A 23,162-nucleotide genomic window follows, 5' to 3' on the forward strand; every position below is an offset into this window, starting at 1 on the left:
TCAGACACATCAATGCTGGCTGACCGACCGCTATCGCGAGCAAGCTCGCTCCCACAAAGGGCCTCGCTTCGTCAGACCCGGCCTACATCCACCCCCACTCCGCCATCGACAACGGCTCGCCATCGCCAACGATGAAATGGTCGAGCACCCGCACATCGATCAACTCCAGGGCCTCCTGGAGACGCTCAGTGAGCACACGGTCGGCCTGGCTGGGCTCGGCGTTGCCGGAGGGGTGGTTGTGGCACAGGATCAACGCAGCGGCGTTATGGGCCAGGGCGCGCTTGACCACCTGCCGGGGATGGACACTGGCGCTGTCGATAGAACCGCGAAACAGCGCCTCGAAGGTCAGCACCTGGTGCTTGGAATTGAGAAACAGGCAACCGAACACCTCGTGGGGCTCGTGGCGCAGCATGGACTTGAGGTATTCACGCACCGCGAATGGGCTTTCCAGTGAAGTCTTTTCCCGTGCCCGCTCAGCCAAATGCCGCCGACTCATTTCCTGGGCCGCCTGCAACTGGGCAAACTTCGCCGGCCCGAGCCCCATATGATTGCTGAATGTAATCTGATCGGCTTCAAGCAGCGCGCGCAGGCTGCCAAATTGAATCAACAGTTGTCGCGCCAGATCCACCGCGCTTTTGCCGGACACGCCGGTGCGTAAAAAAATCGCCAGCAGCTCGGCGTCCGAAAGACTCCCCGCCCCCAGCGCCAATAACCTCTCCCGCGGTCGCTCGGCCGCGGGCCAGTCACGAATACTCATGGCATCTCCCTGATTGTGGGCGCCGCTGTTCCGTAGCGGTCGCTGTGATATCGTAGCCCATCTTTTTTGCAGGCGATTTGCACCCTGGCAGGCTGCTGCCAAGGGGTTCGCCCTGCACTGACCACTGAAATCGAAAGGCAGGCCTATGCAGCGGCTGTATCGGAAACGCATCGTTCTGGGCGTCGGCGGCGGCATTGCCGCCTACAAGAGCGCCGAGCTGGTTCGCCGACTCATCGACCAGGGCGCGGAAGTACGGGTCGTCATGACCCGTGGCGGCAGTGAGTTCATCACCCCGCTGACCCTGCAAGCCCTGTCCGGGCACCCGGTCCACCTGGATTTGCTCGACCCGGCGGCCGAAGCCGCCATGGGCCATATCGAACTGGCCAAGTGGGCCGACCTGGTGCTGATCGCCCCGGCCACGGCCGACCTGATCGCCCGTTTGGCCCAAGGCATCGCCGACGACCTGCTGACCACCCTGGTGCTCGCCACCGACGCCGTGGTCGCCGTCGCCCCCGCCATGAACCAGGCCATGTGGCGCGACCCGGCCACCCAGGCCAACCTGCAACTGCTGGAAAGCCGCGCCCTGAAAGTCTTCGGCCCAGCCTCCGGCAGCCAGGCCTGCGGCGACGTCGGCATGGGGCGCATGCTCGAGGCTACCGACCTGGCCCAGTGCGCCGCCGATTGCTTCCAGCGCCAGGCCCTGACCGGCAAGCATGTGCTGATCACCGCCGGGCCGACCCAGGAAAACATCGACCCGGTGCGCTACATCACCAACCACAGCTCCGGAAAAATGGGCTTCGCCCTGGCCGAAGCCGCCGTCGAAGCCGGCGCCCGGGTGACGCTGATCACAGGTCCCGTGCACCTGCCGACCCCGGACCGGGTCACGCGCATCGACGTGGTCAGCGCCCGGGACATGCTCGCGGCCTGCGAAGCGGCCATCCCGTGCGACCTGTTCATCGCCTCGGCTGCGGTAGCGGACTACCGCCCCGAAGTCGTTGCCCCGCAAAAATTGACGAAAGACCCTACAAGCGGCGACGGCCTGCTCCTGCAAATGGTGCGCAACCCGGACATCCTGGCCAGCATCGCCACCCGCCCCGACCGACCCTTCAGTGTCGGCTTCGCCGCCGAGACCGAACACCTGCTCGATTACGCCGCCCGCAAGCTCAAGGACAAGAACCTCGACTTGATCGTCGCCAACGATGTGGCCAACCCGAGCATCGGCTTCAACAGCGAAGAAAACGCCTGCAGCGTGATCGACCGCCAGTTGCACGCCACACTTTTCGCCCAGACCAGCAAGAGCAAGATTGCCCGCCAGCTGATCACTTTCATCGCCGAACGTCTGAACCAGGTTTAATGTCATGCACGCTCTACAAGCCAAGATCCTCGACCCACGCATCGGCAGCGAATTCCCGCTGCCGCAATACGCCACACCAGGCTCCGCCGGCCTCGATCTGCGGGCGATGCTCAAGCAAGACACGATCCTGGAGCCAGGCCAGACCCTGCTGATTCCTACCGGCCTGTCGGTGTACATCGGCGACCCGGGCCTGGCCGCACTGATCCTGCCGCGCTCGGGCCTGGGCCACAAACACGGCATCGTGCTGGGCAACCTGGTGGGCCTGATCGATTCCGACTACCAGGGCGAACTGATGGTGTCGTGCTGGAACCGCGGCCAAACGGCCTTCAATATTGCCGTGGGCGAGCGCATCGCGCAGTTGGTACTGGTGCCGGTGGTCCAGGCCCACTTCGAACTGGTCGACGAATTCGACGAGAGCCAGCGCGGCGCCGGTGGTTTCGGACATTCCGGCAGCCATTGACCGCTCGATTGCGGGCCCGGCGTCCTGCCCGGCCCGTTCATGAAGCTTCTGTTTCAGGACAAAAAATGCGCAATGGCTTTCTGCTAGGTTTCCCATCCGGAATCAATGTATTAGGCGAGCGAGGCCGGGGTACCGCTGTCTCATGGCACTTTCCCACCACGAACTCTCTGTCAAAAACGCCGTCATACCCTTCAGCTTGAGCCTGCCGACACCCAGTGTCGGCCTGTCCAGTCACTTTCCTGATAGAGCGCCCCGCCCATGAACACCCCAGCCGCAATCGCCCCGATCTTCCCTGAAAGCATTTTCCGCGCCTACGACATCCGTGGCGTGGTACCGGAAACCCTCACCGCCGAAACCGCCTACTGGATCGGCCGCGCCATTGGCTCCCAGAGCCTGGCCCAGGGCGAACCGAACGTGTGCGTCGGCCGTGACGGCCGCTTGTCGGGCCCCGAGCTGGTTGAGCAATTGATCAAAGGCGTTGCCGACAGCGGCTGCCACGTCAGCGACGTGGGCCTGGTGCCGACGCCCGCGCTGTATTACGCCGCCAACGTGCTGGCCGGTAAATCCGGGGTGATGCTCACCGGTAGCCACAACCCGTCGAACTACAACGGTTTCAAGATCGTTATCGCCGGCGATACCCTCGCCAACGAGCAGATCCAGGCCCTGCACACCCGCCTCAAGACCAATGACCTGAGCAGCGGCCAGGGCAGCGTGACCAAGGTCGACATTCTCCCGCGCTACAACGACGAGATCGTCAAGGACGTGAAGCTCGCCCGCCGCCTGAAAGTGGTGGTCGATTGCGGCAACGGCGCGGCCGGCGTGATCGCCCCGCAACTGATCGAAGCCCTGAACTGCGAAGTTATCCCGCTGTTCTGCGAAGTCGACGGCAATTTCCCTAATCACCACCCGGACCCGGGCACGCTGGAAAACCTGCAAGACCTGATCGCCAAGGTCAAGGAAACCAACGCCGACCTGGGCCTGGCCTTCGACGGCGATGGCGACCGCGTGGGCGTGGTGACCAATACCGGCAGCGTGGTGTTCCCGGACCGCCTGCTGATGCTGTTTGCCAAGGACGTGGTGGCGCGCAACCCCGATGCCGAGATCATTTTCGACGTGAAATGCACCCGTCGCCTGGTGCCGCTGATCAAGGAATATGGCGGTCGCCCGCTCATGTGGAAAACCGGTCACTCGTTGATCAAGAAGAAAATGAAGCAGAGCGGCGCCCTGCTGGCCGGCGAAATGAGCGGCCACATCTTCTTCAAGGAACGCTGGTTCGGTTTCGACGATGGCATCTACAGCGCCGCGCGCCTGCTGGAGATACTCAGCAAGGAAAAATCCACGGCCGAAGAACTGTTCGCGACCTTCCCGAACGATATTTCTACGCCAGAAATCAATATCCATGTGACCGAAGAGAGCAAATTCAGCATCATTGATGCACTGCACGACGCCCAGTGGGGCGAAGGCGCCGAACTGACCACCATCGACGGTGTGCGGGTCGACTACCCACAAGGCTGGGGCCTGGTCCGCGCCTCCAACACCACGCCGGTGCTGGTGCTGCGTTTCGAAGCCGACAACGAGGCGGAACTGCAGCGCATCAAGGCCGTATTCCACGCCCAACTCAAACGTGTTGCACCTGATCTCCAACTACCGTTTTGATTTTTTGAAGCACTACCGGAGCCCTGAATGACCCTCGAACGCGAAGCCGCCGCCAACACCGCCAAGGTCCTGTCCGAAGCGTTGCCTTATATCCGACGCTACGTCGGCAAGACCCTGGTGATCAAATACGGCGGCAACGCGATGGAAAGCGAGGAGCTCAAGACCGGCTTCGCCCGCGACATCGTGCTGATGAAGGCCGTGGGCATCAACCCGGTGGTGGTCCACGGTGGTGGCCCGCAGATCGGCGACCTGCTCAAGCGCCTGTCGATCGAGAGTCACTTCATCGACGGCATGCGCGTGACCGATGCACAGACCATGGATGTGGTGGAGATGGTCCTTGGCGGCCAGGTCAACAAGGACATCGTCAACCTGATCAACCGCCATGGCGGCAGCGCCATCGGTCTGACGGGCAAGGACGCCGAGCTGATCCGGGCGAAGAAACTCACCGTCACCCGCCAGACCCCGGAGATGACCCAGCCGGAAATCATCGACATCGGTCACGTGGGCGAAGTAGTCGGCATCAACACCGACCTGCTGAACCTGCTGGTCAAGGGCGACTTCATCCCGGTCATCGCACCCATCGGCGTGGGTGCCAACGGTGAGTCGTACAACATCAACGCCGATTTGGTGGCAGGCAAGGTTGCCGAGGCACTGAAAGCTGAAAAGCTGATGCTGCTGACCAACATCGCCGGCCTGATGGACAAGTCGGGCAAGGTCCTGACCGGACTGTCGACCCAGCAGGTCGATGACCTCATCGCCGACGGCACCATCTACGGCGGCATGCTGCCAAAGATTCGTTGCGCGCTGGAAGCGGTACAGGGCGGCGTCGGCAGCTCGCTGATCATCGACGGCCGGGTGCCCAATGCGATCCTGCTGGAGATCTTCACCGACACCGGCGTGGGTACGTTGATCAGCAATCGCAAGCGTCCTTAAGCGATACCTGCAAAAAAAGACCCCGCTCAACCTGGTTGAGCGGGGTCTTTTTTTGCTTTGCTCCCTGTGGGAGCGAGCTTGCTCGCGATGGCAATTCATTATTCAGCATCAATGCTGGCTGACACACCGCTATCGCGAGCAAGCTCGCTCCCACAGGGGGATCGCGCAGGTCTTTTAGCCGCCGAACTGCGCCCGATAAGCCTCAACTGCTGGCAAATGCTGCTTGAGCTGCGGATCATCGGCCAAAAATTCCAGCACCTGGTTCAGCGACACGATGCTGATCACCGGAATACCAAAGTCGCGCTCCACTTCCTGGATCGCCGACAGCTCTCCATTGCCGCGCTCCTGGCGGGTCAGGGCGATCAGCACACCAGCGGCCTTGGCGCCTTCCTGGGAACCGATGATCTGCATCACTTCGCGAATGGCGGTGCCCGCGGTGATCACGTCGTCGATGATCAATACTTCGCCGGCCAGCGGCGCGCCGACAAGGCTGCCGCCTTCGCCGTGGGCCTTGGCTTCCTTGCGGTTGAAGCACCAGGGCAGGTCGCGGTCGTGGTGTTCGGCCAAGGCCACAGCGGTGGTGGCAGCCAGCGGGATGCCTTTGTAGGCCGGGCCAAACAATACGTCGAACGGGATGCCGCTCTCGACGATGGCTGCGGCATAGAACCGGCCCAACTGCGCCAGGGCGGTTCCGCTGTTGAACAGGCCCGCATTGAAGAAGTACGGGCTGGTGCGCCCGGACTTGAGGGTGAATTCACCGAAGCGCAAAACGCCGCGATCGATGGCAAAGCGAATGAAATCGCGCTGATACGCCTGCATGAAAAAAGCCTCAAATACCGCGGATTTAGCTAAATAGGTACACGGCGTGTATCATACACGCACGTGATTTTTGGGGCCATTTATGCGGATCATCAGTGTGAACGTCAATGGTATTCAGGCTGCAGTCGAGCGTGGTTTGCTCAGTTGGCTGCAAGCACAGAATGCCGACGTCATCTGCCTGCAGGACACCCGCGCCTCCGCCTTTGAACTGGACGATGCAGCCTTCCAACTGGATGGTTACTTCCTTTATGCCTGCGATGCCGAAGTCCCCGCCCAGGGTGGCGTGGCTTTGTACTCGCGGCTGCAACCGAAGGCTGTCATCAACGGTCTCGGTTTCGAGACGGCGGACCGCTACGGGCGCTACCTGCAAGCCGATTTCGACAAGGTCAGCATCGCGACCTTGCTGCTCCCTTCGGGGCAGAACGGCGATGAAGATTTGAATCAGAAATTCAAGTTGATGGACGACTTCGCCCGTTACCTTGATAAACAGCGACGCAAACGTCGCGAGTACATTTATTGTGGCTCGCTGTACGTGGCGCAACAGAAGCTGGATATCAAGAACTGGCGCGACAGCCAGCAATCTCCTGGTTTCCTGGCGCCGGAACGGGCCTGGATGGACGAGATCATTGGCAACATGGGTTATGTCGACGCCCTGCGTGAAGTCAGCCGCGAAGGCGACCAATACAGCTGGTGGCCAGACAACGAGCAGGCCGAGATGCTCAACCTCGGCTGGCGTTTCGACTACCAGTTGCTGACGCCCGGGTTGCGCCGCTTCGTACGCAGCGCCCGCCTGCCGCGCCAGCCACGGTTCTCGCAGCATGCGCCGCTGATCGTGGATTACGATTGGACGCTGACCATCTAAGCACCATTCGTACCTACAAAAAACCGACAGCGATGTCGGTTTTTTTGTAGGTGCTGGAAATCAATTGCGAGAGCGAGCTTGCTCGCGATAGCCATGTATCAGTCAACATTCATGTCGAATGTTGCACCGCTATCGCGAGCAAGCTCGCTCCCAAAAAAGCAATGCGCCACTGATCGTTATTTAACCAACCGCCAGGTAAACGGATACCGATACGGTTGCCCTTCATTGGCCTTCACGCCGCCAATGATGGTCAGTACCAGCGCACCGATGGCCACCAGGCCGAACAGGAAGAAGCCGATCACCACGATCATCAGCAGCAGGCTGATCGCCGCGGCGATCGCCACGGTGATCTGGAAGTTCAGCGCTTCCTTGCCCTGGGCATCGATGAACGGGTCGGATTCACGCTTGATCTGCCAGATGACCAGTGGCCCGATCAGCGAACCGAACGGAATGAAAATTCCCACTAGTGCAGACAGGTGACAAAACATCGCCCATTGCCGCACTTCTTTGCTCGGCTGGGGCAACAGGACTTGCTCATCACTCATGACATTCTCCTTGTCTGAAGCGCACAACGATCAGTCGGCCAAGGCGGCCTTTTGCAGTTCGAAGATCTCGTTCATGCCTTTCTTCGCCAATTCCAGCATAGCGTTCAATTCTTCCGGCTGGAACGGCGCGCCCTCGGCGGTGCCCTGGACTTCGATGAAACCACCGGCGCTGGTCATGACCACGTTCAGGTCGGTCTCGGCGGCGGAATCTTCCAGGTAATCCAGGTCCAGCACCGGCTCGCCCTGGTACATGCCCACGGACACGGCGGCGATCATTTGCTTGAGCGGGTCACCGCCCTTGAGGCCGCCGCGCTTCTTGATCACTTTCAAGGCATCGACCAGCGCAACCATGGCCCCGGTAATGGAAGCCGTACGCGTGCCGCCGTCGGCCTGGATCACATCGCTATCGACATACAGCGTCACGTCGCCCAGCTTGGACATGTCCAGCGCAGCGCGCAGCGAACGACCGATCAGACGCTGGATTTCCAGGGTGCGGCCGCCCTGCTTGCCACGGCTGGCCTCACGCTGGTTCCGCTCGCCGGTGGCGCGCGGCAGCATGCCGTATTCGGCGGTCAACCAGCCCTGGCCTTGGCCCTTGAGAAACCGTGGTACGCCGTTTTCGACGCTGACGGTGCAGATGACCTTGGTATCACCGAATTCGACCAGTACAGATCCCTCGGCGTGTTTGGTGTAGTTGCGGGTAATGCGGATCGAGCGAAGCTGATCGGCAGCGCGACCACTTGGACGTTTCATAGGGAACACCTGTACAGAGGACGGAAAACTGCCGGACATTATAGAGCCGTGGGCCGCCAGAGGGCAGTTTAAAAAAGCTGACGCGACCGATGAACGCGCCCAAAGCCCCGGCCGACGGGCTGCAGCGGTTTGTTGCCGGAGCTGTTTGGGCGCTTGGGTCCCACTGCGCTACAATCCCGCGCCTTTGCTGTCCTTCAGCATTTATCCACAGATCCCAGGCCCCGCGACCATTGATTGTGGCCGGCCTGCATTGCGAGGAACCCCCATGGTGCACAGCATGACCGCCTTCGCCCGCGTCGAGAAAGCCGGGGCCCCAGGCACGCTGAGCTGGGAGCTGCGCTCGGGCAACAGCCGTTACCTGGAACCGCTCCTGCGCCTGCCCGAGTCCTTCCGCGACCTGGAAGGCAACGTGCGCGAAGCGCTGCGCCAGGGCCTGTCCCGAGGCAAGTTGGAATGCACCCTGCGTTTCACCGAAGAAAGCACCGGCAAACCCCTGCAAGTAGACCGCGAGCGCGCCGCGCAGTTGGTCGCCGCCGCCGAAACCATCGCCAGCCTGATCAAAAACCCCGCGGCCCTGATTCCATTGGAAGTCCTGGCCTGGCCCGGCGTGCTGGTGGGTGACGCGAGCGACCCCCAGGCGCTGAACGCCGAAGCGCTGGCACTGTTCAACCAAGGTTTGAAAGAGCTCAAGGCCGGTCGCGAGCGTGAAGGCGCGGAGCTGGCCCGGCTGATCAACGAGCGCCTGACTTCCATCGAAGAAGACGTCAGCACCCTGCGCGAGCTGGTCCCGCAGATGCTCGCCACCCAGCGCCAGAAGGTCCTCGATCGTTTCGCCGACATGAAGGCCGAGCTGGACCCGCAACGCCTGGAACAGGAAATGGTCATGCTCGCGCAAAAGAGCGACGTGGCCGAAGAACTGGATCGCCTGAGCACCCACATCATCGAAGTCCGCCGGGTGCTCTAGTCCGGCGGCGCGGCCGGTCGCCGCCTCGACTTCCTGATGCAAGAGCTCAACCGCGAAGCCAATACACTGGGCTCCAAAGCCTTCGACCCGCGCAGCACCCAGGCAGCGGTCAACCTCAAGGTGTTGATCGAGCAAATGCGCGAACAAGTGCAGAACATTGAGTAAGGCTAACCCGACATGACCCACAGCACCGGCACTCTCTATATCATTTCCGCGCCCTCGGGCGCCGGCAAGACCAGCCTGGTCAAGGCGCTGATCGACGCCGAGCCGCAGATCCGCGTCTCGGTCTCGCACACCACCCGTGCCATGCGCCCGGGCGAAATCAACGGCGTGAACTATCACTTCGTCGACCGCGAAGAGTTCGTGAAGATGGCCGAGCACGGCGACTTCCTGGAGCGCGCCGAAGTCTTCGGCAACCTCTACGGCACGTCGCAAAGCTATCTGCAGCAGACCCTCGACGAAGGCCACGACCTGATCCTGGAAATCGACTGGCAAGGCGCCGAGCAGGTGCGCAAGCTGATGCCCCAGGCCCGCTCGATCTTCATCCTGCCACCGAGCCAGCAGGCCTTGCGCCAGCGCCTGACCAACCGCGGCCAGGACAGCGACGAAATCATCGAGGGCCGGATGCGTGAAGCGGTCAGCGAAATGAGCCACTACGTCGACTACGATTACCTGATCATCAACGACGATTTCGCCCACGCGCTGGACGACCTGAAGGCGATTTTCCGCGCCAGCCAGCTGCAACAGAAACGCCAGCAGCAACGTTTCGGTAAATTATTGGCCGAACTACTGGGCTGAACAGCCCTTCCCAAAACCGCTGCGACGGCTTTACATTGGTACTCGCAGCGCGCCGAGGGGTTTGGTTAAAAAATCAGCGCTTCCCTAAACGCTGGTGTTTTTTTAAACTGTCGAGTCCGCTCGCCCAACCGGGCAGCGCGCATATTGCATTCGCTCCGAGGAATACCATGGCCCGCGTAACCGTTGAAGACTGCCTAGAACACGTGGAAAACCGCTTTGAGCTGGTCATGCTCTCTACCAAGCGTGCCCGTCAACTGGCCACCGGCGGCAAAGAGCCATTGGTCCAGTGGGAAAACGACAAGCCTACCGTGGTAGCGCTGCGTGAAATCGCCGAAGGCCTGATGAGCTACGAGTTCATCGCCAACGCTGAGATCGTCGAAGACGAACCGCTGTTCGCAGCGTTCGAGGACGAGTCCAACGAGGCGGTCTAAGCCTATGCCTGGTCGACGTAGCACGGCGCGGGGTCACAGCAAACGGCAGGAGTCACCATCATGCCGAGCATAGACGCCCTCGCCGATCGCTTATCGGCCTACCTCGGCACGGACCAGGTCAACCTGGTCCGCCGAGCCTATTTCTACGCCGAACAAGCCCACGACGGCCAACGCCGACGCAGCGGCGAGGCGTACGTCACGCACCCGCTTGCGGTGGCGAACATTCTTGCCGACATGCACATGGACCATCAGAGCCTGATGGCGGCGATGCTGCATGACGTGATCGAAGACACCGGCATTGCCAAGGAAGCGCTGCAAGCGCAGTTCGGCGAAACCGTGGCCGAACTGGTCGACGGGGTCAGCAAGCTGACCCAGATGAACTTCGAGACCAAGGCCGAGGCCCAGGCCGAAAACTTCCAGAAAATGGCCATGGCCATGGCGCGCGACATCCGCGTGATCCTGGTCAAGCTCGCCGACCGCCTGCACAACATGCGCACCCTGGAAGTGCTGTCCGGCGAAAAACGCCGGCGCATCGCCAAGGAAACCCTGGAAATCTACGCCCCCATCGCCAATCGCCTGGGCATGCATGCCATCCGCATCGAGTTTGAAGACCTGGGCTTCAAGGCGATGCACCCGATGCGTTCGGCGCGGATCAACCCGGCCGTCAAGCGCGCCCGGGGCAACCGCAAGGAAATCGTCAACAAGATCGAAGAGTCCCTGAGCCACTGCCTGGCCATCGACGGCATCGAAGGCGAAGTCAGCGGGCGCCAGAAACATCTCTACGGCATCTACAAGAAAATGCGCGGCAAGCGCCGGGCCTTCAACGAGATCATGGACGTCTACGCGTTCCGGATCATCGTCGACAAGGTCGACACCTGCTACCGCGTGCTGGGTGCTGTGCATAATTTGTACAAACCGTTGCCGGGGCGCTTCAAGGACTACATCGCGATCCCCAAGGCCAACGGCTACCAGTCGCTGCACACCACGCTCTTCGGCATGCACGGCGTGCCGATCGAAATCCAGATCCGCACCCGTGAAATGGAAGAGATGGCCAACAACGGCATCGCCGCCCACTGGCTCTACAAATCCAGCGGTGACGAACAGCCCAAGAGCACCCACGCCCGCGCCCGGCAGTGGGTCAAGGGCGTGCTGGAAATGCAGCAGCGCGCCGGCAACTCCCTGGAATTCATCGAGAGCGTGAAGATCGACCTGTTCCCGGACGAGGTCTACGTCTTCACGCCCAAGGGCCGGATCATGGAGCTGCCCAAGGGCTCCACGGCCGTGGACTTTGCCTATGCGGTGCACACCGACGTCGGCAACAGCTGCATTGCCTGTCGCATCAACCGCCGCCTGGCACCGTTGTCCGAACCGCTGCAAAGTGGCTCCACGGTGGAGATCGTCAGCGCCCCCGGCGCGCGCCCCAACCCGGCATGGCTCAACTTCGTGGTCACCGGCAAGGCCCGCACGCACATCCGTCACGCGCTGAAGCTGCAACGTCGCTCCGAATCCATCAGCCTCGGCGAACGCCTGCTGAACAAGGTCCTGAACGGCTTCGACACCTCCCTGGACAAGATCCCGGGTGAGCGGGTGCAGGTGATGCTCCACGAATACCGTCTCGAATTGATCGAAGACCTGCTCGAAGACATCGGCCTGGGCAATCGCATGGCCTATGTCGTCGCCCGTCGCCTGCTCGGCGAAGGCGAACAGCTGCCAAGCCCCGAAGGCCCGCTGGCGATTCGCGGCACCGAAGGCCTGGTGCTCAGCTATGCCAAGTGTTGCACGCCGATCCCGGGCGATCCGATTGTCGGCCACCTGTCCGCCGGCAAGGGAATGGTGGTGCACCTGGACAACTGCCGCAACATCAGCGAAATCCGCCACAACCCGGAAAAATGCATCCAGCTCTCCTGGGCCAAGGATGTCACCGGCGAATTCAATGTCGAGCTGCGAGTCGAGCTGGAACACCAGCGCGGCCTGATCGCCCTGCTGGCCAGCAGCGTCAACGCCGCCGACGGCAATATCGAAAAAATCAGCATGGACGAGCGCGATGGTCGCATCAGTGTCGTCCAATTGGTGGTCAGCGTGCACGACCGTGTGCACCTGGCCCGCGTGATCAAGAAGCTGCGCGCCCTGACCGGCGTTATCCGCATCACCCGGATGCGCGCATAACGCCTCAATAGCCTATTCCTTACAAGGAGTCATCGATGACCAAGACCGTAATCACCAGCGACAAGGCCCCAGCCGCCATCGGCACCTATTCCCAGGCGATCAAGGCCGGCAACACGGTGTACATGTCGGGCCAGATCCCACTGGACCCGAAAACCATGGAACTGGTGGAAGGCTTCGAAGCCCAGACCGTGCAGGTGTTCGAAAACCTCAAGGCCGTGGCCGAGGCTGCCGGTGGTTCGTTCAAGGACATCGTCAAGCTGAATATCTTCCTCACCGACCTGAGCCACTTTGCCAAGGTCAACGAGATCATGGGCAAATACTTCGACCAGCCCTACCCTGCCCGCGCCGCCATCGGCGTAGCGGCCCTGCCGAAGGGTTCGCAGGTCGAGATGGATGCCATCCTGGTCCTCGAGTAATAAGGTCGGCGCAGCTTCCCCCGCTGCGCCGTTTTCGTCTTGAAAGGATTCCACCATGCGCAAAGCGCTTGCTCTCTCGCTGGCAGCCCTGCTTCTGGGCGGCTGCGCCAGCGACCCTGCCGACCGTGACATCAGCGGCACCTGGATCAACCAGGCGGCCATCGACGCTGCCGCCAAGGGCGGCCCGCTGCGCGAAGCGCTGCAAGGCTATGGCCCGAACCTGGAATGGGACGTCAACACCCGGGCCGGCCAGGCGCGCTACACCAACGGTTTTGAAAACGTCGAAGGCAAGTTGCTGGGCGAAGAAGACGGCGCCTGGAAAGTCGACTTCTACGGCAGCTCCGCCAGCGAACTCCAGCGCGCCGGCAACCAGTAGAGCCAGGCCGCCACCGAAAACGAACCGCAACAGGTGTTCGACCGCGCGCAAGTCCAGGTACCGGAAGGCGCACCCCTCGGTGCCAGTTTCGAGCGCGCGCTGTATGCCGCTTACCTCGGTGGCACTTGGAACATCACCAGCGGCCCCGGCCAGGGCGCCACCGTGCAATTCCAGCCCGACGGCCAGGTCAGCGGCCTGCCGGGTGCCGATCGCTACGCCTTGTGCCTGGCCGGCGATTGCGCCTCCATGAGCGGCGGCAACGACAACATCTGGCTGCAGCAGAACGGCCAGGGCAATACATGGATCTTTGCCCGCGACGGCAAGAAATTGGAAATTTTCCAGACCGTGAATGCGGCATTGGCGGACGAAATGCCGTCGTTCACGCCGGGCAACCGGCAGTGGGTGCTTGAAAAGCAGTAACGCGATTCAGGTGACAACAAAACTCCCTGTGGGAGCGAGCTTGCTCGCGATAGCGGTGTAACAGTCAACTTCGATATTGACTGTCAGGGCCTCATCGCGAGCAAGTTCGCTCCCACAGTTTGTTTTTGGGCTGCCAGGGGAATCAGCAGCGCCCTTCCAGAATCGCCGCATACCCCTCGCGAAAACTCGGATAACGCGGCGTCCAGCCCAAGGCCTTCGCCCGGGCATTGCTGCAGCGCTTGCTGCCGGCGCGCCGCACGCTGGCATCTTCGGCCCACTCGGTAACACCCATGAATTCCCGCAGCCAGCCCACGACTTCGGCCAACGGCGCAGGGGCATCGTCGACGCCGATGTAGCAGTCGTCCAGCACCTTGCCTTGGCGATCAGCCTCCAGCAGAAACGCCAGCAAGCCGGCCGCGTCGTCAGCGTGGATACGATTGGCGTACAGCGGCGGGTCGATCACCACGCGATAACCCTGGCGCACCTGGCTCAGCAACCACTCCCGACCTGGACCATAAATGCCGGTCAGGCGCACGCGACTGGCCGGAATGCCGCTGTCCAGGGCGACTTGCTCGGCTTCGAGCATCAGTCGACCGGAATACCCGCCGGCCACGGTGGGCGAAGTTTCATCCACCCATTCGCCCTGCTGCTGCCCATACACACTGCTGCTGGACACAAACAACAGGCGCTTGGGCCGTTGGCCATGCTGCTTCAGCCAGCCCAGCACATGCTGCAACCCTTCGACGTAAGCGGTGCGATAGCCCGCCTCGTCATGGTCGGTGGCCGCCGCGCTGTACACCAGGTAATCCAGCGACCCGGTGGGCCAGTCGGCGGGGCATTGCTCGCTGAACAAATCCCCTGCCACCCCGATGACGCCCGCCGGCAAGTTCGAAACCGTGCGCCGCAGGCCATGGACTTGCCAATGTTCGGCCACTAACCGGCTGGCCAGGCGGCCGCCGATATCACCGCAGCCGGCGATCAAAACAGAAGGCGCGGACATCAAGAACTCCTCTGGCAAAGCCGCAGACTAGCCTCCGCGGGGGATGAGCGGCTAGCCATGTGAGAAAAAAAGTTACTGTATTACTTTTGTTAACAAGAATTACTTGCAATAATGCTCGCCACTTTTGTTCTCGGCCCCCGAGGCCTGGAAGAACATCCATCTTCTTTTTTTCTCAGGTCCGGCCAGCATGAAACGCTCTCTATCCCCCGCTTCGCCAACCAATCGACCTCGTGCCTGGAGCACGGTAGCCGCCTTGTTGTTCAGCCTGTTGCTGGCACCTGCCGCGGCCTTCGCCGATGCACAGGCGCCCGCCACGACCCCAGCGACGACTCCGGCCGCCGCACCTGCTGCCGCCCAGGCGCCTGCCGATCCGGCCGCTCCTGTTGCGACGCCGGTCGCCACCGACCCGGCCCAAGCCGTCGAGGCCCCGGCACCTGAAGTGCTCGAAGCCGACAATACCCTGGGCATGGCCCACGACCTGTCGCCATGGGGCATGTACCAGAACGCCGACATCATCGTGAAGATCGTGATGATCGGTCTGGCCATCGCCTCGATCATCACCTGGACCATCTGGATCGCCAAAGGCTTCGAGCTGCTGGGTGCCAAGCGTCGCTTGCGCGGTGAAATCGCCGCCCTGAAAAAAGCCGCCACCCTCAAGGAAGCCAGCGCCACCGCGGCGAAGGAAGGCACCCTCGCCAACCTGCTGGTGCATGACGCCCTCGAAGAGATGCGCCTGTCGGCCAACAGCCGCGAGAAGGAAGGCATCAAGGAGCGCGTGAGCTTCCGCCTCGCGCGCCTGGTCGCCGCCTGCGGTCGCAACATGAGCAGCGGCACCGGTGTGCTCGCCACCATTGGTTCCACCGCGCCGTTTGTCGGCCTGTTCGGCACCGTGTGGGGCATCATGAACAGCTTCATCGGCATCGCCAAGACCCAGACCACCAACCTCGCCGTCGTCGCTCCGGGTATTGCCGAAGCCCTGCTGGCAACGGCACTGGGCCTGGTCGCGGCAATCCCGGCGGTGGTGATCTACAACGTCTTCGCCCGCTCCATTGCCGGCTACAAGGCCCAGGTTTCCGACGCTTCGGCTGAAGTCCTGCTGCTGGTCAGCCGTGACCTCGACCACTTGCCGCCCGAGCGTGGCTCGCAACCGCACATGGTGAAAGTGGGGTAATCGGCCATGGGCCTGCATTTGAAAGAAGGCGCAGACGACGATCTGGCCGAGAACCACGAAATCAACGTCACGCCGTTCATCGACGTGATGCTGGTGCTGTTGATCATCTTCATGGTGGCGGCCCCGCTGGCCACCGTGGACATCAAGGTCGACCTGCCGGCGTCGACGGCCAAGCCTTCGCCGCGGCCAGAGAAACCGGTGTTCCTCAGCGTCAAGGCCGATCAGCGCCTGTTCCTCGGTGAGGAAGAGGTCAAGGCCGACACCCTCGGCGCGACCCTCGACGCCAAGACCCAGGGCAAGAAAGACACGACGATCTTCTTCCAGGCCGATAAAGGCGTGGACTACGGCGACCTGATGAGCGTGATGGACGCACTGCGAAGCGCCGGCTACCTGAAGGTCGGCCTGGTCGGACTCGAGACGGCGCCTAAAAAATGATCACGACGCGCCAAAAGCTGACGCGTTACAGCGGTAGCCTGGCAGTGGTGCTGGGCGTGCATGCGCTCGCCATCGCCCTGGCGCTGAACTGGACCACGCGAGCGCCCATCGAGTTGCCGCCCCAGGCGATGATGGTCGAGCTGGCGCCGGTCCCAGCCCCGCCGCCACCGGCACCGCCAAAAGTCGTCACACCGCCGCAACCGCCCGAGCCGGTGGAAGAGCTGCCGCTGCCTAAACTCGCCGAAGCACCGAAGCCTGAAATCGCCGTGCCCAAGCCGGTCAAGCCCACGCCCAAGCCTCAACCGCCCAAGCCCAAACCGGTGGAGAAAAAACCCGAGCCGCCGAAGGAACAGCCGTCGGAGCAGAAACCCAGCGACACGCCGCCAACCCAGTCAGTGGCCGAGAAGTCCGCGCAACCGGCGCCTGGCCCGTCGCCCGCGCAATCAGCCGCCAAGGCCAACTGGCAGGGCACGCTGCTGGCGCACCTGGGCAAGTACAAGAAGTACCCGCCCAGGGCCCAGCAAATGAACAAGGAAGGCACCAACCGCCTGCGTTTCGTGGTGGATGCCGACGGCAACGTGTTGTCATTCGAACTGGTGGGCAGTTCCGGCACCGAGTTGCTGGACCGGGCCACCCTGGAAATGATCCGCCGCGCCCAGCCGTTGCCCAAGCCACCGGCGGAGTTGCTGACCAACGGCACTATCGAACTGACGGCACCGTTTGTGTACTCCATCGACAAGCGCCGGCGTTGACCCAATCTGGCAACCCGATTGCAGGTTGAATCCTGTGGCGAGGGAGCTTGCTCCCGCTGGGCCGCGAAGCGGCCCCAAAACCAGCGAATGTGCTGCATCAGGCAGACCGCGTTCGCCGCACCAGAGGCCTGCTGCGCAGGCCAGCGGGAGCAAGCTCCCTCGCCACAATGAGCACAACCGACCTAAAGGCATCGAAAGATGCCTTTTTCATATCCAGCAACGCCCCACAGACATTCGCCAGTGTCCCACCGCACCCCCAGTCTGATAACGTGCGTCTATCGATTGCAGCCGGTATGCTTGGCTCGCAACTTCACGGACGCTCGCCATGACCCTCACAGAATTACGCTACATCGTGACCCTCGCCCAAGAGCAGCATTTCGGCCATGCGGCCGAGCGCTGCCACGTCAGCCAGCCGACGCTGTCGGTGGGTGTGAAAAAACTTGAAGACGAACTCGGTGTGCTGATTTTCGAGCGCAGCAAAAGCGCCGTGCGCCTGACCCCGGTGGGCGAAGGCATCGTCGCCCAGGCACAGAAGGTCCTTGAACAGGCCCAAGGCATTCGCGAACTGGCCCAGGCCGGCAAGAACCAACTGACCGCCCCGCTGAAAGTCGGCGCGATCTACACCGTCGGCCCGTACCTGTTTCCGCACCTGATTCCGCAACTGCACCGGGTCGCCCCGCAGATGCCGTTGTACATCGAAGAAAATTTCACCCACGTGCTGCGCGACAAGCTGCGCAACGGCGAGCTGGACGCGATCATCATCGCCCTGCCGTTCAACGAAGCCGACGTCCTGACCCTGCCGCTCTATGACGAACCGTTCTACGTCCTGATGCCGGCAGAGCACCCCTGGACCCAGAAAAAAACCATCGACGCCGCCCTGCTCAACGACAAGAGCCTGCTGCTGCTCGGCGAGGGCCACTGCTTCCGCGACCAGGTGCTCGAAGCCTGCCCGACCCTGACCAAGGGCAGCGAAGGCGCCAAGCACACCACGGTGGAATCCAGCTCCCTGGAAACCATTCGCCACATGGTCGCTTCCGGCCTGGGTATCTCGATCCTGCCGCTGTCGGCGGTGGACAGCCATCATTACTCCCCTGGCGTGATCGAAGTCCGCCCGCTGACGCCACCCGTGCCGTTCCGCACCGTTGCCATCGCCTGGCGCGCCAGCTTCCCGCGGCCCAAGGCCATCGAAATCCTCGCCGACTCGATCCGCCTGTGCTCCGTGGCCAAGCCGCCCGCTGCCAAGTAAGCCGCTGCCATGACTGAGCTGTCGAAAGTGCCGGTCACGACACTCAAGGGTGTCGGTGAAGCCATGGCCGAGAAACTGGCCAAGGTCGGCCTGGAAAACCTCCAGGACCTGCTGTTTCACCTGCCGTTGCGCTATCAGGACCGCACCCGCGTGGTGCCCATCGGCCATCTGCGCCCGGGGCAGGACGCGGTGATTGAAGGCACCGTCAGCGGCGCCGATGTAGTCATGGGCCGTCGTCGCAGCCTGGTGGTGCGCCTGCAGGATGGCACCGGTGGGCTCAGCCTGCGCTTCTATCACTTCAGCAATGCGCAAAAGGAAGGTCTCAAGCGCGGCACCCGCGTGCGTTGCTACGGCGAAGCACGGCCCGGGGCGTCGGGGCTGGAGATCTATCACCCGGAATACCGCAGCATTACCGGTGACGAACCGCCGCCCGTGGATGAAACCCTGACCCCGGTCTATCCGCTCACCGAAGGCCTGACCCAACAACGTTTGCGCCAGCTCTGCCAGCAAACCCTGACGCTACTGGGCCCCAGCAGCCTGCCCGACTGGCTGCCCACGGACCTGGCGCGGGATTACCAGTAGGCGCCGCTGGCCGCTGCGCTCCGCTACCTGCACCATCCGCCCGCCGATGCCGACGTCGACGAACTCGCCCTCGGCCATCACTGGGCCCAGCATCGCCTCGCGTTCGAAGAACTGCTGACCCATCAACTGTCCCAGCAACGCCTGCGCGAAAGCCTGCGTTCCCTGCGCGCCCCGGCCATGCCCAAGGCCAAGGACCTGCCGGCCCGCTACCTGGCCAACCTCGGCTTCACCCCAACGGGCGCCCAGCAGCGGGTGGGCAACGAAATCGCCTACGACCTGAGCCAGCCCGAGCCGATGCTGCGGCTGATCCAGGGCGATGTCGGCGCCGGCAAGACCGTGGTTGCCGCCCTCGCCGCGCTGCAGGCCTTGGAGGCCGGTTATCAAGTGGCGTTGATGGCGCCCACCGAGATCCTGGCCGAGCAACATTTCATCACCTTCCAGCGCTGGCTCGAACCACTGGGCATTGAAGTCGCCTGGCTGGCCGGCAAGCTCAAGGGCAAGAACCGCGCCGCCGCCCTGGCGCAGATCGCCGAGGGCGCGCCGATGGTGGTCGGCACCCATGCGCTGTTCCAGGATGAAGTGCAGTTCAAGAACCTGGCGCTGGTGATCATCGACGAACAGCACCGCTTCGGCGTGCAACAACGCCTGGCTTTGCGGCAGAAAGGCGTTGGAGGGCGCATGTGTCCCCATCAACTGATCATGACCGCCACGCCGATCCCACGGACCCTGGCGATGAGCGCCTACGCCGACCTCGACACCTCGATCCTCGACGAACTGCCCCCCGGCCGCACACCGGTCAACACCGTGCTGGTCACCGATACCCGACGAGTGGAAGTGATCGAGCGCGTGCGCAGCGCCTGTGCCGAAGGGCGGCAGGCCTATTGGGTGTGCACATTGATCGAAGAGTCGGAAGAGCTGACCTGCCAGGCGGCCGAAACCACCTTCGAGGACCTCACCGCCGCCCTCGGAGAGTTGAAGGTCGGGCTGATCCACGGCCGCATGAAACCCGTCGAAAAAGCCGCGGTCATGGCTGAATTCAAGGCCGGCGCCCTGCAACTGCTGGTCGCCACAACGGTGATCGAGGTCGGCGTCGACGTGCCAAACGCCAGCCTGATGATCATCGAAAACCCCGAGCGCCTGGGCCTGGCGCAGTTGCACCAGCTGCGCGGCCGGGTGGGCCGGGGCAGCGCCGCCAGCCATTGCGTCTTGCTCTATCACCCGCCACTGTCGCAGATCGGGCGCCAGCGGCTGGGGATCATGCGCGAAACCAACGACGGTTTCGTCATCGCCGAAAAAGACCTCGAATTGCGCGGCCCCGGTGAAATGCTCGGCACGCGCCAGACCGGTCTGCTTCAATTCAAGGTAGCCGACTTGATGCGCGACGCCGATCTGCTCCCTGCCGTGCGCGACGCCGCCCAGGCCCTGTTGGAACGCTGGCCCGACCACGTCAGCCCGCTGCTGGATCGCTGGCTGCGTCATGGGCAGCAATACGGCCAAGTGTGAGCACGCGCTCAGTTTTCAAGACCCGCGTGCCGGACAAGCTGGTTATACTGACCAACTTGTAGGAAAACGGATACAGACCATGACAGAAGCTGCCCTCGTCCCCGAAGCCCCGCACGCTCCGTCTGTTATTCGGCTGTTGCTCGAGAAATTGGGCATCGGCTATGACGAAGTACTCGAACGACCCGGGCTGAACCCAGCCCGCAAGGTGCAGGCTGTGTTGCTGCACGATGCCGTTGGCGCGCTCATGGTGCTGTTTCCACAAAGCCAGCTGCTGGACCTCAATCGCCTGGCCGAACTCACCGGTCGCAAGCTCACGGCGGTGCCGACCGAACGCCTGGAGCGCATGCTCGGCAAACACAGCCTGAGCCTGCTGCCCGGCCTGCCCGCGCTAACCAGCTCACCGTGCCTGTACGAAGAAAGCCTGCTGCGCGAACCCAAATTGCTGATCAACTCCGGCGAGCCGGGGCTGCTGCTGGAAGTGACCAGCGAAGCGTTCAAGACCATGCTCACCAAGGCCAGCGCCGCGACATTTGGCGAAGCCGTGAGCAATATCACCCCCAACCTGGACCGCCCGCACGACGACCGCGCGGAAATCACCCAGGCTGTGCAAGCGTTTACCGCCCGGCGTATCCAGCAACGGCTGGAAGAAACCATCGAAATCCCGCCGCTGGCTGAAACCGCGCAAAAAATCATCAAGCTGCGGGTCGACCCCGACGCCACCATCGACGACATCACCGGCGGGGTGGAAACCGATCCGGCCCTGGCCGCGCAAGTGGTGAGCTGGGCCGCCTCGCCCTACTACGCCTCGCCCGGCAAGATTCGCTCGGTGGAAGACGCCATCGTCCGGGTGCTGGGCTTCGACCTGGTGATCAACCTCGCACTGGGCCTGGCCCTGGGCAAGACCCTGAGCCTGCCCAAGGACCACCCGCAACACACCACGCCGTACTGGCAGCAATCGATCTACACCGCCGCCGTCATCGAGGGCCTGACCCGCGCCATGCCGCGGGCCCAGCGCCCCGAAGGCGGCCTGACCTACCTGTCGGGCCTGCTGCATAACTTCGGTTATCTGCTGCTGGCCCACGTGTTCCCGCCGCACTTCTCGCTGATCTGCCGACACCTGGAGGTCAACCCGCACCTGTGCCATAGCTACGTGGAGCAACACTTGCTGGGCATCAGCCGCGAGCAGATCGGCGCCTGGCTGATGCGCTACTGGGACATGCCCGACGAACTGGCCACCGCCCTGCGCTTCCAGCACGACCCGCACTACGACGGCGACTACGCCGCCTACCCGAACTTGGTGTGCCTGGCCGTGCGCCTGCTGCGCGCGCGCAGCATTGGCTCCGGCCCGGATGAAGACATCCCGGATGCGTTGCTCGAACGTGTGGGCCTGACCCGGGAAAAGGCCAACGATGTGGTCAGCAAAGTGCTTGAAGCCGAAGTGCTGCTGCGGGAATTGGCTTCGCAGTTCGGTCACTGACCGCATTGCAGGCAACTGAGCTTTTGTGGCGAGGGAGCTTGCTCCCGCTCGGCTGCGCAGCAGACGCAAAACCTGCCGACGCGATCCGCCTGGAGGACCGCGTCAATCCATTTGGGGCCGCTTCGCAGCCCAGCGGGAGCAAGCTCCCTCGCCACAGGCTTCCCGACTAGACCTTCTTGGCCTTCCTCGGCTTCAAATACTTGGTCAGCCCCTGGAACCAGATCACCAGCGCCGGGTTGCCCTTGATCTGGATCGACTTGTCCTGAATCCCCGTCATGAATGCCAACTGCTTGTTCTTGGCCTGCATCGTCGCGAAGCCATAGGCGGCGTCCTTGAAGGCGATAGCGAAGGCCGGGGTCGGGTAAACCCCGGACTGGCTGGTGATGCGCTGGTTCTTCACGGTGAAATGCCGGGCGACCTTGCCGTCCAGGGTTTGTAGCTGGAACACCAATTCCTTGTCGCCCAACTGCTGTTGGAACGCCGGGTTGGTCCGGCTGGCCTTGCCCATCAACAACCCCAGCATCCACAACAGAAAACGAAATTTCATGGGCACAGCCTCGTGAGAAAAGATCAATGGCTGGCAGTTTAGCGATTCTTCGGCGCAACGCCATCATCGGATCGCTTTAGCGGAAGATGAGCTTGTTTTCGCGAAAGATGACTGCTAAGTCACGAATCCAAAAATCAAAAGATTGCAGTCTTCGGCAGCGCCTACATCGATTTCCGTAGGAGCTGCCGAAGGCTGCGATCTTTTGATCTTTTTGCCCTGCCAAACCCTCGGACATTTCCTTCAAGACGCAGGGCTGTTCATGAACTAGGCACCCTGGTTTTGCGCGGCTAACCTGGGTTCGTCATCGCAAAAAACGGTGACACGGACGTGCAAGTCCGGTACATATCGGCGCGCAACTGCTACGCCAAACGGCTCACGCTCGTATTGGTGTGTTTATGGCGGCTGCGCGCGGGAGACTCTCGAGGTCTGCCGGGGTCCGATATGCCCGGTCTTGCACACCCGCGCACAGCTGCCACCCCTTTCGGTGCAACGAAAGGTGCCAGCCTTCATTCAATACATATCGGAAATACATTTATGTTCAAGGTCACTCCCAATCCGCCACAAAGCGGCCACAAATCCCGAGTCGAAGCGCAGGAAGAAAAAAAGCTCGAAGACGCCGCCACCCGCGCCCTCGACTACTACCTCAACCCCAAGCCCGCCTCACCGCCCAAACCCGACAAAAACCAACTCTTCGTCGTATCCCCCCACATCGACACCGAAACGCTGCTGGCCGACGCCG

At 62.4% G+C, this 23,162-nt stretch carries 19 protein-coding genes and 5 pseudogenes; 18 read left to right on the plus strand and 6 right to left on the minus strand.

What is annotated here, in order from left to right:
• Nucleotides 1–82 precede the first annotated feature (82 nt).
• Nucleotides 83–757 carry a RadC family protein gene (gene radC, locus HGO40_RS20815; RefSeq protein ID WP_250964558.1) on the minus strand — a complete coding sequence of 225 codons (675 nt, stop codon included), beginning with the start codon at nucleotides 755–757 and terminating at the stop codon, nucleotides 83–85.
• 145 nt (nucleotides 758–902) lie between these two features.
• Between radC and coaBC the strand changes: the two genes are divergently transcribed.
• From coaBC to argB, 4 genes and pseudogenes are all read left to right on the plus strand, one after another.
• Nucleotides 903–2,111, plus strand: coding sequence for a bifunctional phosphopantothenoylcysteine decarboxylase/phosphopantothenate--cysteine ligase CoaBC (coaBC, locus tag HGO40_RS20820; protein WP_250964559.1), 1,209 nt, complete (start codon nucleotides 903–905; stop codon nucleotides 2,109–2,111).
• A gap of 4 nt (nucleotides 2,112–2,115) precedes the next feature.
• A complete protein-coding gene (gene dut, locus HGO40_RS20825) occupies nucleotides 2,116–2,571 on the plus strand; it encodes a dUTP diphosphatase (RefSeq protein WP_186706889.1) in 456 nt (151 codons plus the stop codon).
• 252 nt (nucleotides 2,572–2,823) lie between these two features.
• Nucleotides 2,824–4,227, plus strand: a pseudogene (locus HGO40_RS20830) (phosphomannomutase/phosphoglucomutase); the annotation flags it as partial.
• Nucleotides 4,228–4,254: 27 nt separating this feature from the next.
• Nucleotides 4,255–5,160: an acetylglutamate kinase gene (gene argB, locus HGO40_RS20835; RefSeq protein WP_003206871.1), complete on the plus strand. Its 906-nt coding sequence runs from the start codon at nucleotides 4,255–4,257 to the stop codon at nucleotides 5,158–5,160.
• Between the two features lie 174 nt (nucleotides 5,161–5,334).
• On the opposite strand, the gene pyrE is transcribed toward argB, so the two are convergent.
• Nucleotides 5,335–5,979: an orotate phosphoribosyltransferase gene (gene pyrE / locus HGO40_RS20840; protein WP_250964560.1), complete on the minus strand. Its 645-nt coding sequence runs from the start codon at nucleotides 5,977–5,979 to the stop codon at nucleotides 5,335–5,337.
• 82 nt (nucleotides 5,980–6,061) lie between these two features.
• On the opposite strand from pyrE, the gene crc reads away from it, so the two are divergent.
• Entirely contained in the window at nucleotides 6,062–6,841 is a 780-nt protein-coding gene (crc, locus tag HGO40_RS20845; RefSeq protein WP_013694557.1) for a catabolite repression control protein Crc, read from the plus strand.
• 176 nt (nucleotides 6,842–7,017) lie between these two features.
• Here crc and HGO40_RS20850 read toward each other — a convergent pair whose 3' ends face one another.
• Together HGO40_RS20850 and rph are read right to left on the minus strand one after the other, a co-directional pair.
• Entirely contained in the window at nucleotides 7,018–7,386 is a 369-nt protein-coding gene (locus tag HGO40_RS20850) for a DUF4870 domain-containing protein (RefSeq protein ID WP_186706896.1), read from the minus strand.
• A 30-nt stretch (nucleotides 7,387–7,416) separates the two neighbouring features.
• On the minus strand, nucleotides 7,417–8,139 hold the full coding sequence (rph, locus tag HGO40_RS20855) for a ribonuclease PH (protein ID WP_250964561.1): 723 nt from the start codon (nucleotides 8,137–8,139) through the stop codon (nucleotides 7,417–7,419).
• 265 nt (nucleotides 8,140–8,404) lie between these two features.
• On the opposite strand from rph, the pseudogene HGO40_RS20860 reads away from it, so the two are divergent.
• The 6 genes and pseudogenes from HGO40_RS20860 (at nucleotide 8,405) to HGO40_RS20885 (ending at nucleotide 13,710) form a co-directional block, all read left to right on the plus strand.
• A pseudogene (locus HGO40_RS20860) lies at nucleotides 8,405–9,268 on the plus strand (YicC/YloC family endoribonuclease).
• Between the two features lie 12 nt (nucleotides 9,269–9,280).
• On the plus strand, nucleotides 9,281–9,901 hold the full coding sequence (gmk, locus tag HGO40_RS20865; RefSeq protein ID WP_250964562.1) for a guanylate kinase: 621 nt from the start codon (nucleotides 9,281–9,283) through the stop codon (nucleotides 9,899–9,901).
• Between the two features lie 167 nt (nucleotides 9,902–10,068).
• Nucleotides 10,069–10,332 carry a DNA-directed RNA polymerase subunit omega gene (rpoZ, locus tag HGO40_RS20870; RefSeq protein WP_003177259.1) on the plus strand — a complete coding sequence of 88 codons (264 nt, stop codon included), beginning with the start codon at nucleotides 10,069–10,071 and terminating at the stop codon, nucleotides 10,330–10,332.
• A gap of 60 nt (nucleotides 10,333–10,392) precedes the next feature.
• Nucleotides 10,393–12,498 (plus strand): bifunctional GTP diphosphokinase/guanosine-3',5'-bis pyrophosphate 3'-pyrophosphohydrolase, encoded by a 2,106-nt coding sequence (gene spoT / locus HGO40_RS20875; RefSeq protein WP_250964563.1) that lies wholly within the window; start codon nucleotides 10,393–10,395, stop codon nucleotides 12,496–12,498.
• Between the two features lie 35 nt (nucleotides 12,499–12,533).
• Nucleotides 12,534–12,914 carry a deaminase RidA gene (gene ridA / locus HGO40_RS20880; protein ID WP_186706898.1) on the plus strand — a complete coding sequence of 127 codons (381 nt, stop codon included), beginning with the start codon at nucleotides 12,534–12,536 and terminating at the stop codon, nucleotides 12,912–12,914.
• 55 nt (nucleotides 12,915–12,969) lie between these two features.
• Nucleotides 12,970–13,710: pseudogene (locus tag HGO40_RS20885) on the plus strand (hypothetical protein).
• A gap of 142 nt (nucleotides 13,711–13,852) precedes the next feature.
• On the opposite strand, the gene HGO40_RS20890 reads toward HGO40_RS20885, so the two are convergent.
• Nucleotides 13,853–14,710, minus strand: a complete 858-nt coding sequence (locus HGO40_RS20890; protein WP_250964564.1) for an SDR family oxidoreductase — start codon at nucleotides 14,708–14,710, stop codon at nucleotides 13,853–13,855.
• Between the two features lie 187 nt (nucleotides 14,711–14,897).
• On the opposite strand from HGO40_RS20890, the gene exbB reads away from it, so the two are divergent.
• From exbB to HGO40_RS20920, 6 genes and pseudogenes are all read left to right on the plus strand, one after another.
• Nucleotides 14,898–15,881, plus strand: coding sequence for a tonB-system energizer ExbB (gene exbB / locus HGO40_RS20895; RefSeq protein WP_250964565.1), 984 nt, complete (start codon nucleotides 14,898–14,900; stop codon nucleotides 15,879–15,881).
• Between the two features lie 6 nt (nucleotides 15,882–15,887).
• Nucleotides 15,888–16,316: a TonB system transport protein ExbD gene (gene exbD / locus HGO40_RS20900; protein WP_053126573.1), complete on the plus strand. Its 429-nt coding sequence runs from the start codon at nucleotides 15,888–15,890 to the stop codon at nucleotides 16,314–16,316.
• Nucleotides 16,313–17,068, plus strand: a complete 756-nt coding sequence (locus HGO40_RS20905) for an energy transducer TonB (protein ID WP_250964566.1) — start codon at nucleotides 16,313–16,315, stop codon at nucleotides 17,066–17,068. The genes exbD and HGO40_RS20905 overlap by 4 nt, the downstream gene beginning before the upstream one ends.
• Before the next feature lie 325 nt (nucleotides 17,069–17,393).
• Nucleotides 17,394–18,314, plus strand: a complete 921-nt coding sequence (locus HGO40_RS20910; RefSeq protein WP_186706903.1) for a hydrogen peroxide-inducible genes activator — start codon at nucleotides 17,394–17,396, stop codon at nucleotides 18,312–18,314.
• Between the two features lie 9 nt (nucleotides 18,315–18,323).
• A pseudogene (gene recG / locus HGO40_RS20915) lies at nucleotides 18,324–20,399 on the plus strand (ATP-dependent DNA helicase RecG).
• A gap of 79 nt (nucleotides 20,400–20,478) precedes the next feature.
• The gene (locus HGO40_RS20920; protein ID WP_250964567.1) at nucleotides 20,479–21,876 is read left to right on the plus strand and encodes an aminoacyl-tRNA deacylase and HDOD domain-containing protein; all 1,398 of its coding nucleotides are present in this window, start codon (nucleotides 20,479–20,481) and stop codon (nucleotides 21,874–21,876) included.
• Nucleotides 21,877–22,042: 166 nt separating this feature from the next.
• Here the strand turns inward: HGO40_RS20920 and HGO40_RS20925 are convergent, their stop codons facing one another.
• Nucleotides 22,043–22,423, minus strand: a complete 381-nt coding sequence (locus tag HGO40_RS20925; protein WP_250964568.1) for a helicase — start codon at nucleotides 22,421–22,423, stop codon at nucleotides 22,043–22,045.
• Nucleotides 22,424–22,957: 534 nt separating this feature from the next.
• On the opposite strand from HGO40_RS20925, the pseudogene HGO40_RS20930 reads away from it, so the two are divergent.
• Nucleotides 22,958–23,162, plus strand: a pseudogene (locus tag HGO40_RS20930) (DUF6124 family protein); the annotation flags it as partial.

The sequence above is a fragment of the Pseudomonas sp. CG7 genome, from assembly GCF_023701885.1.
Taxonomy (GTDB): domain Bacteria; phylum Pseudomonadota; class Gammaproteobacteria; order Pseudomonadales; family Pseudomonadaceae; genus Aquipseudomonas; species Aquipseudomonas zanjanensis.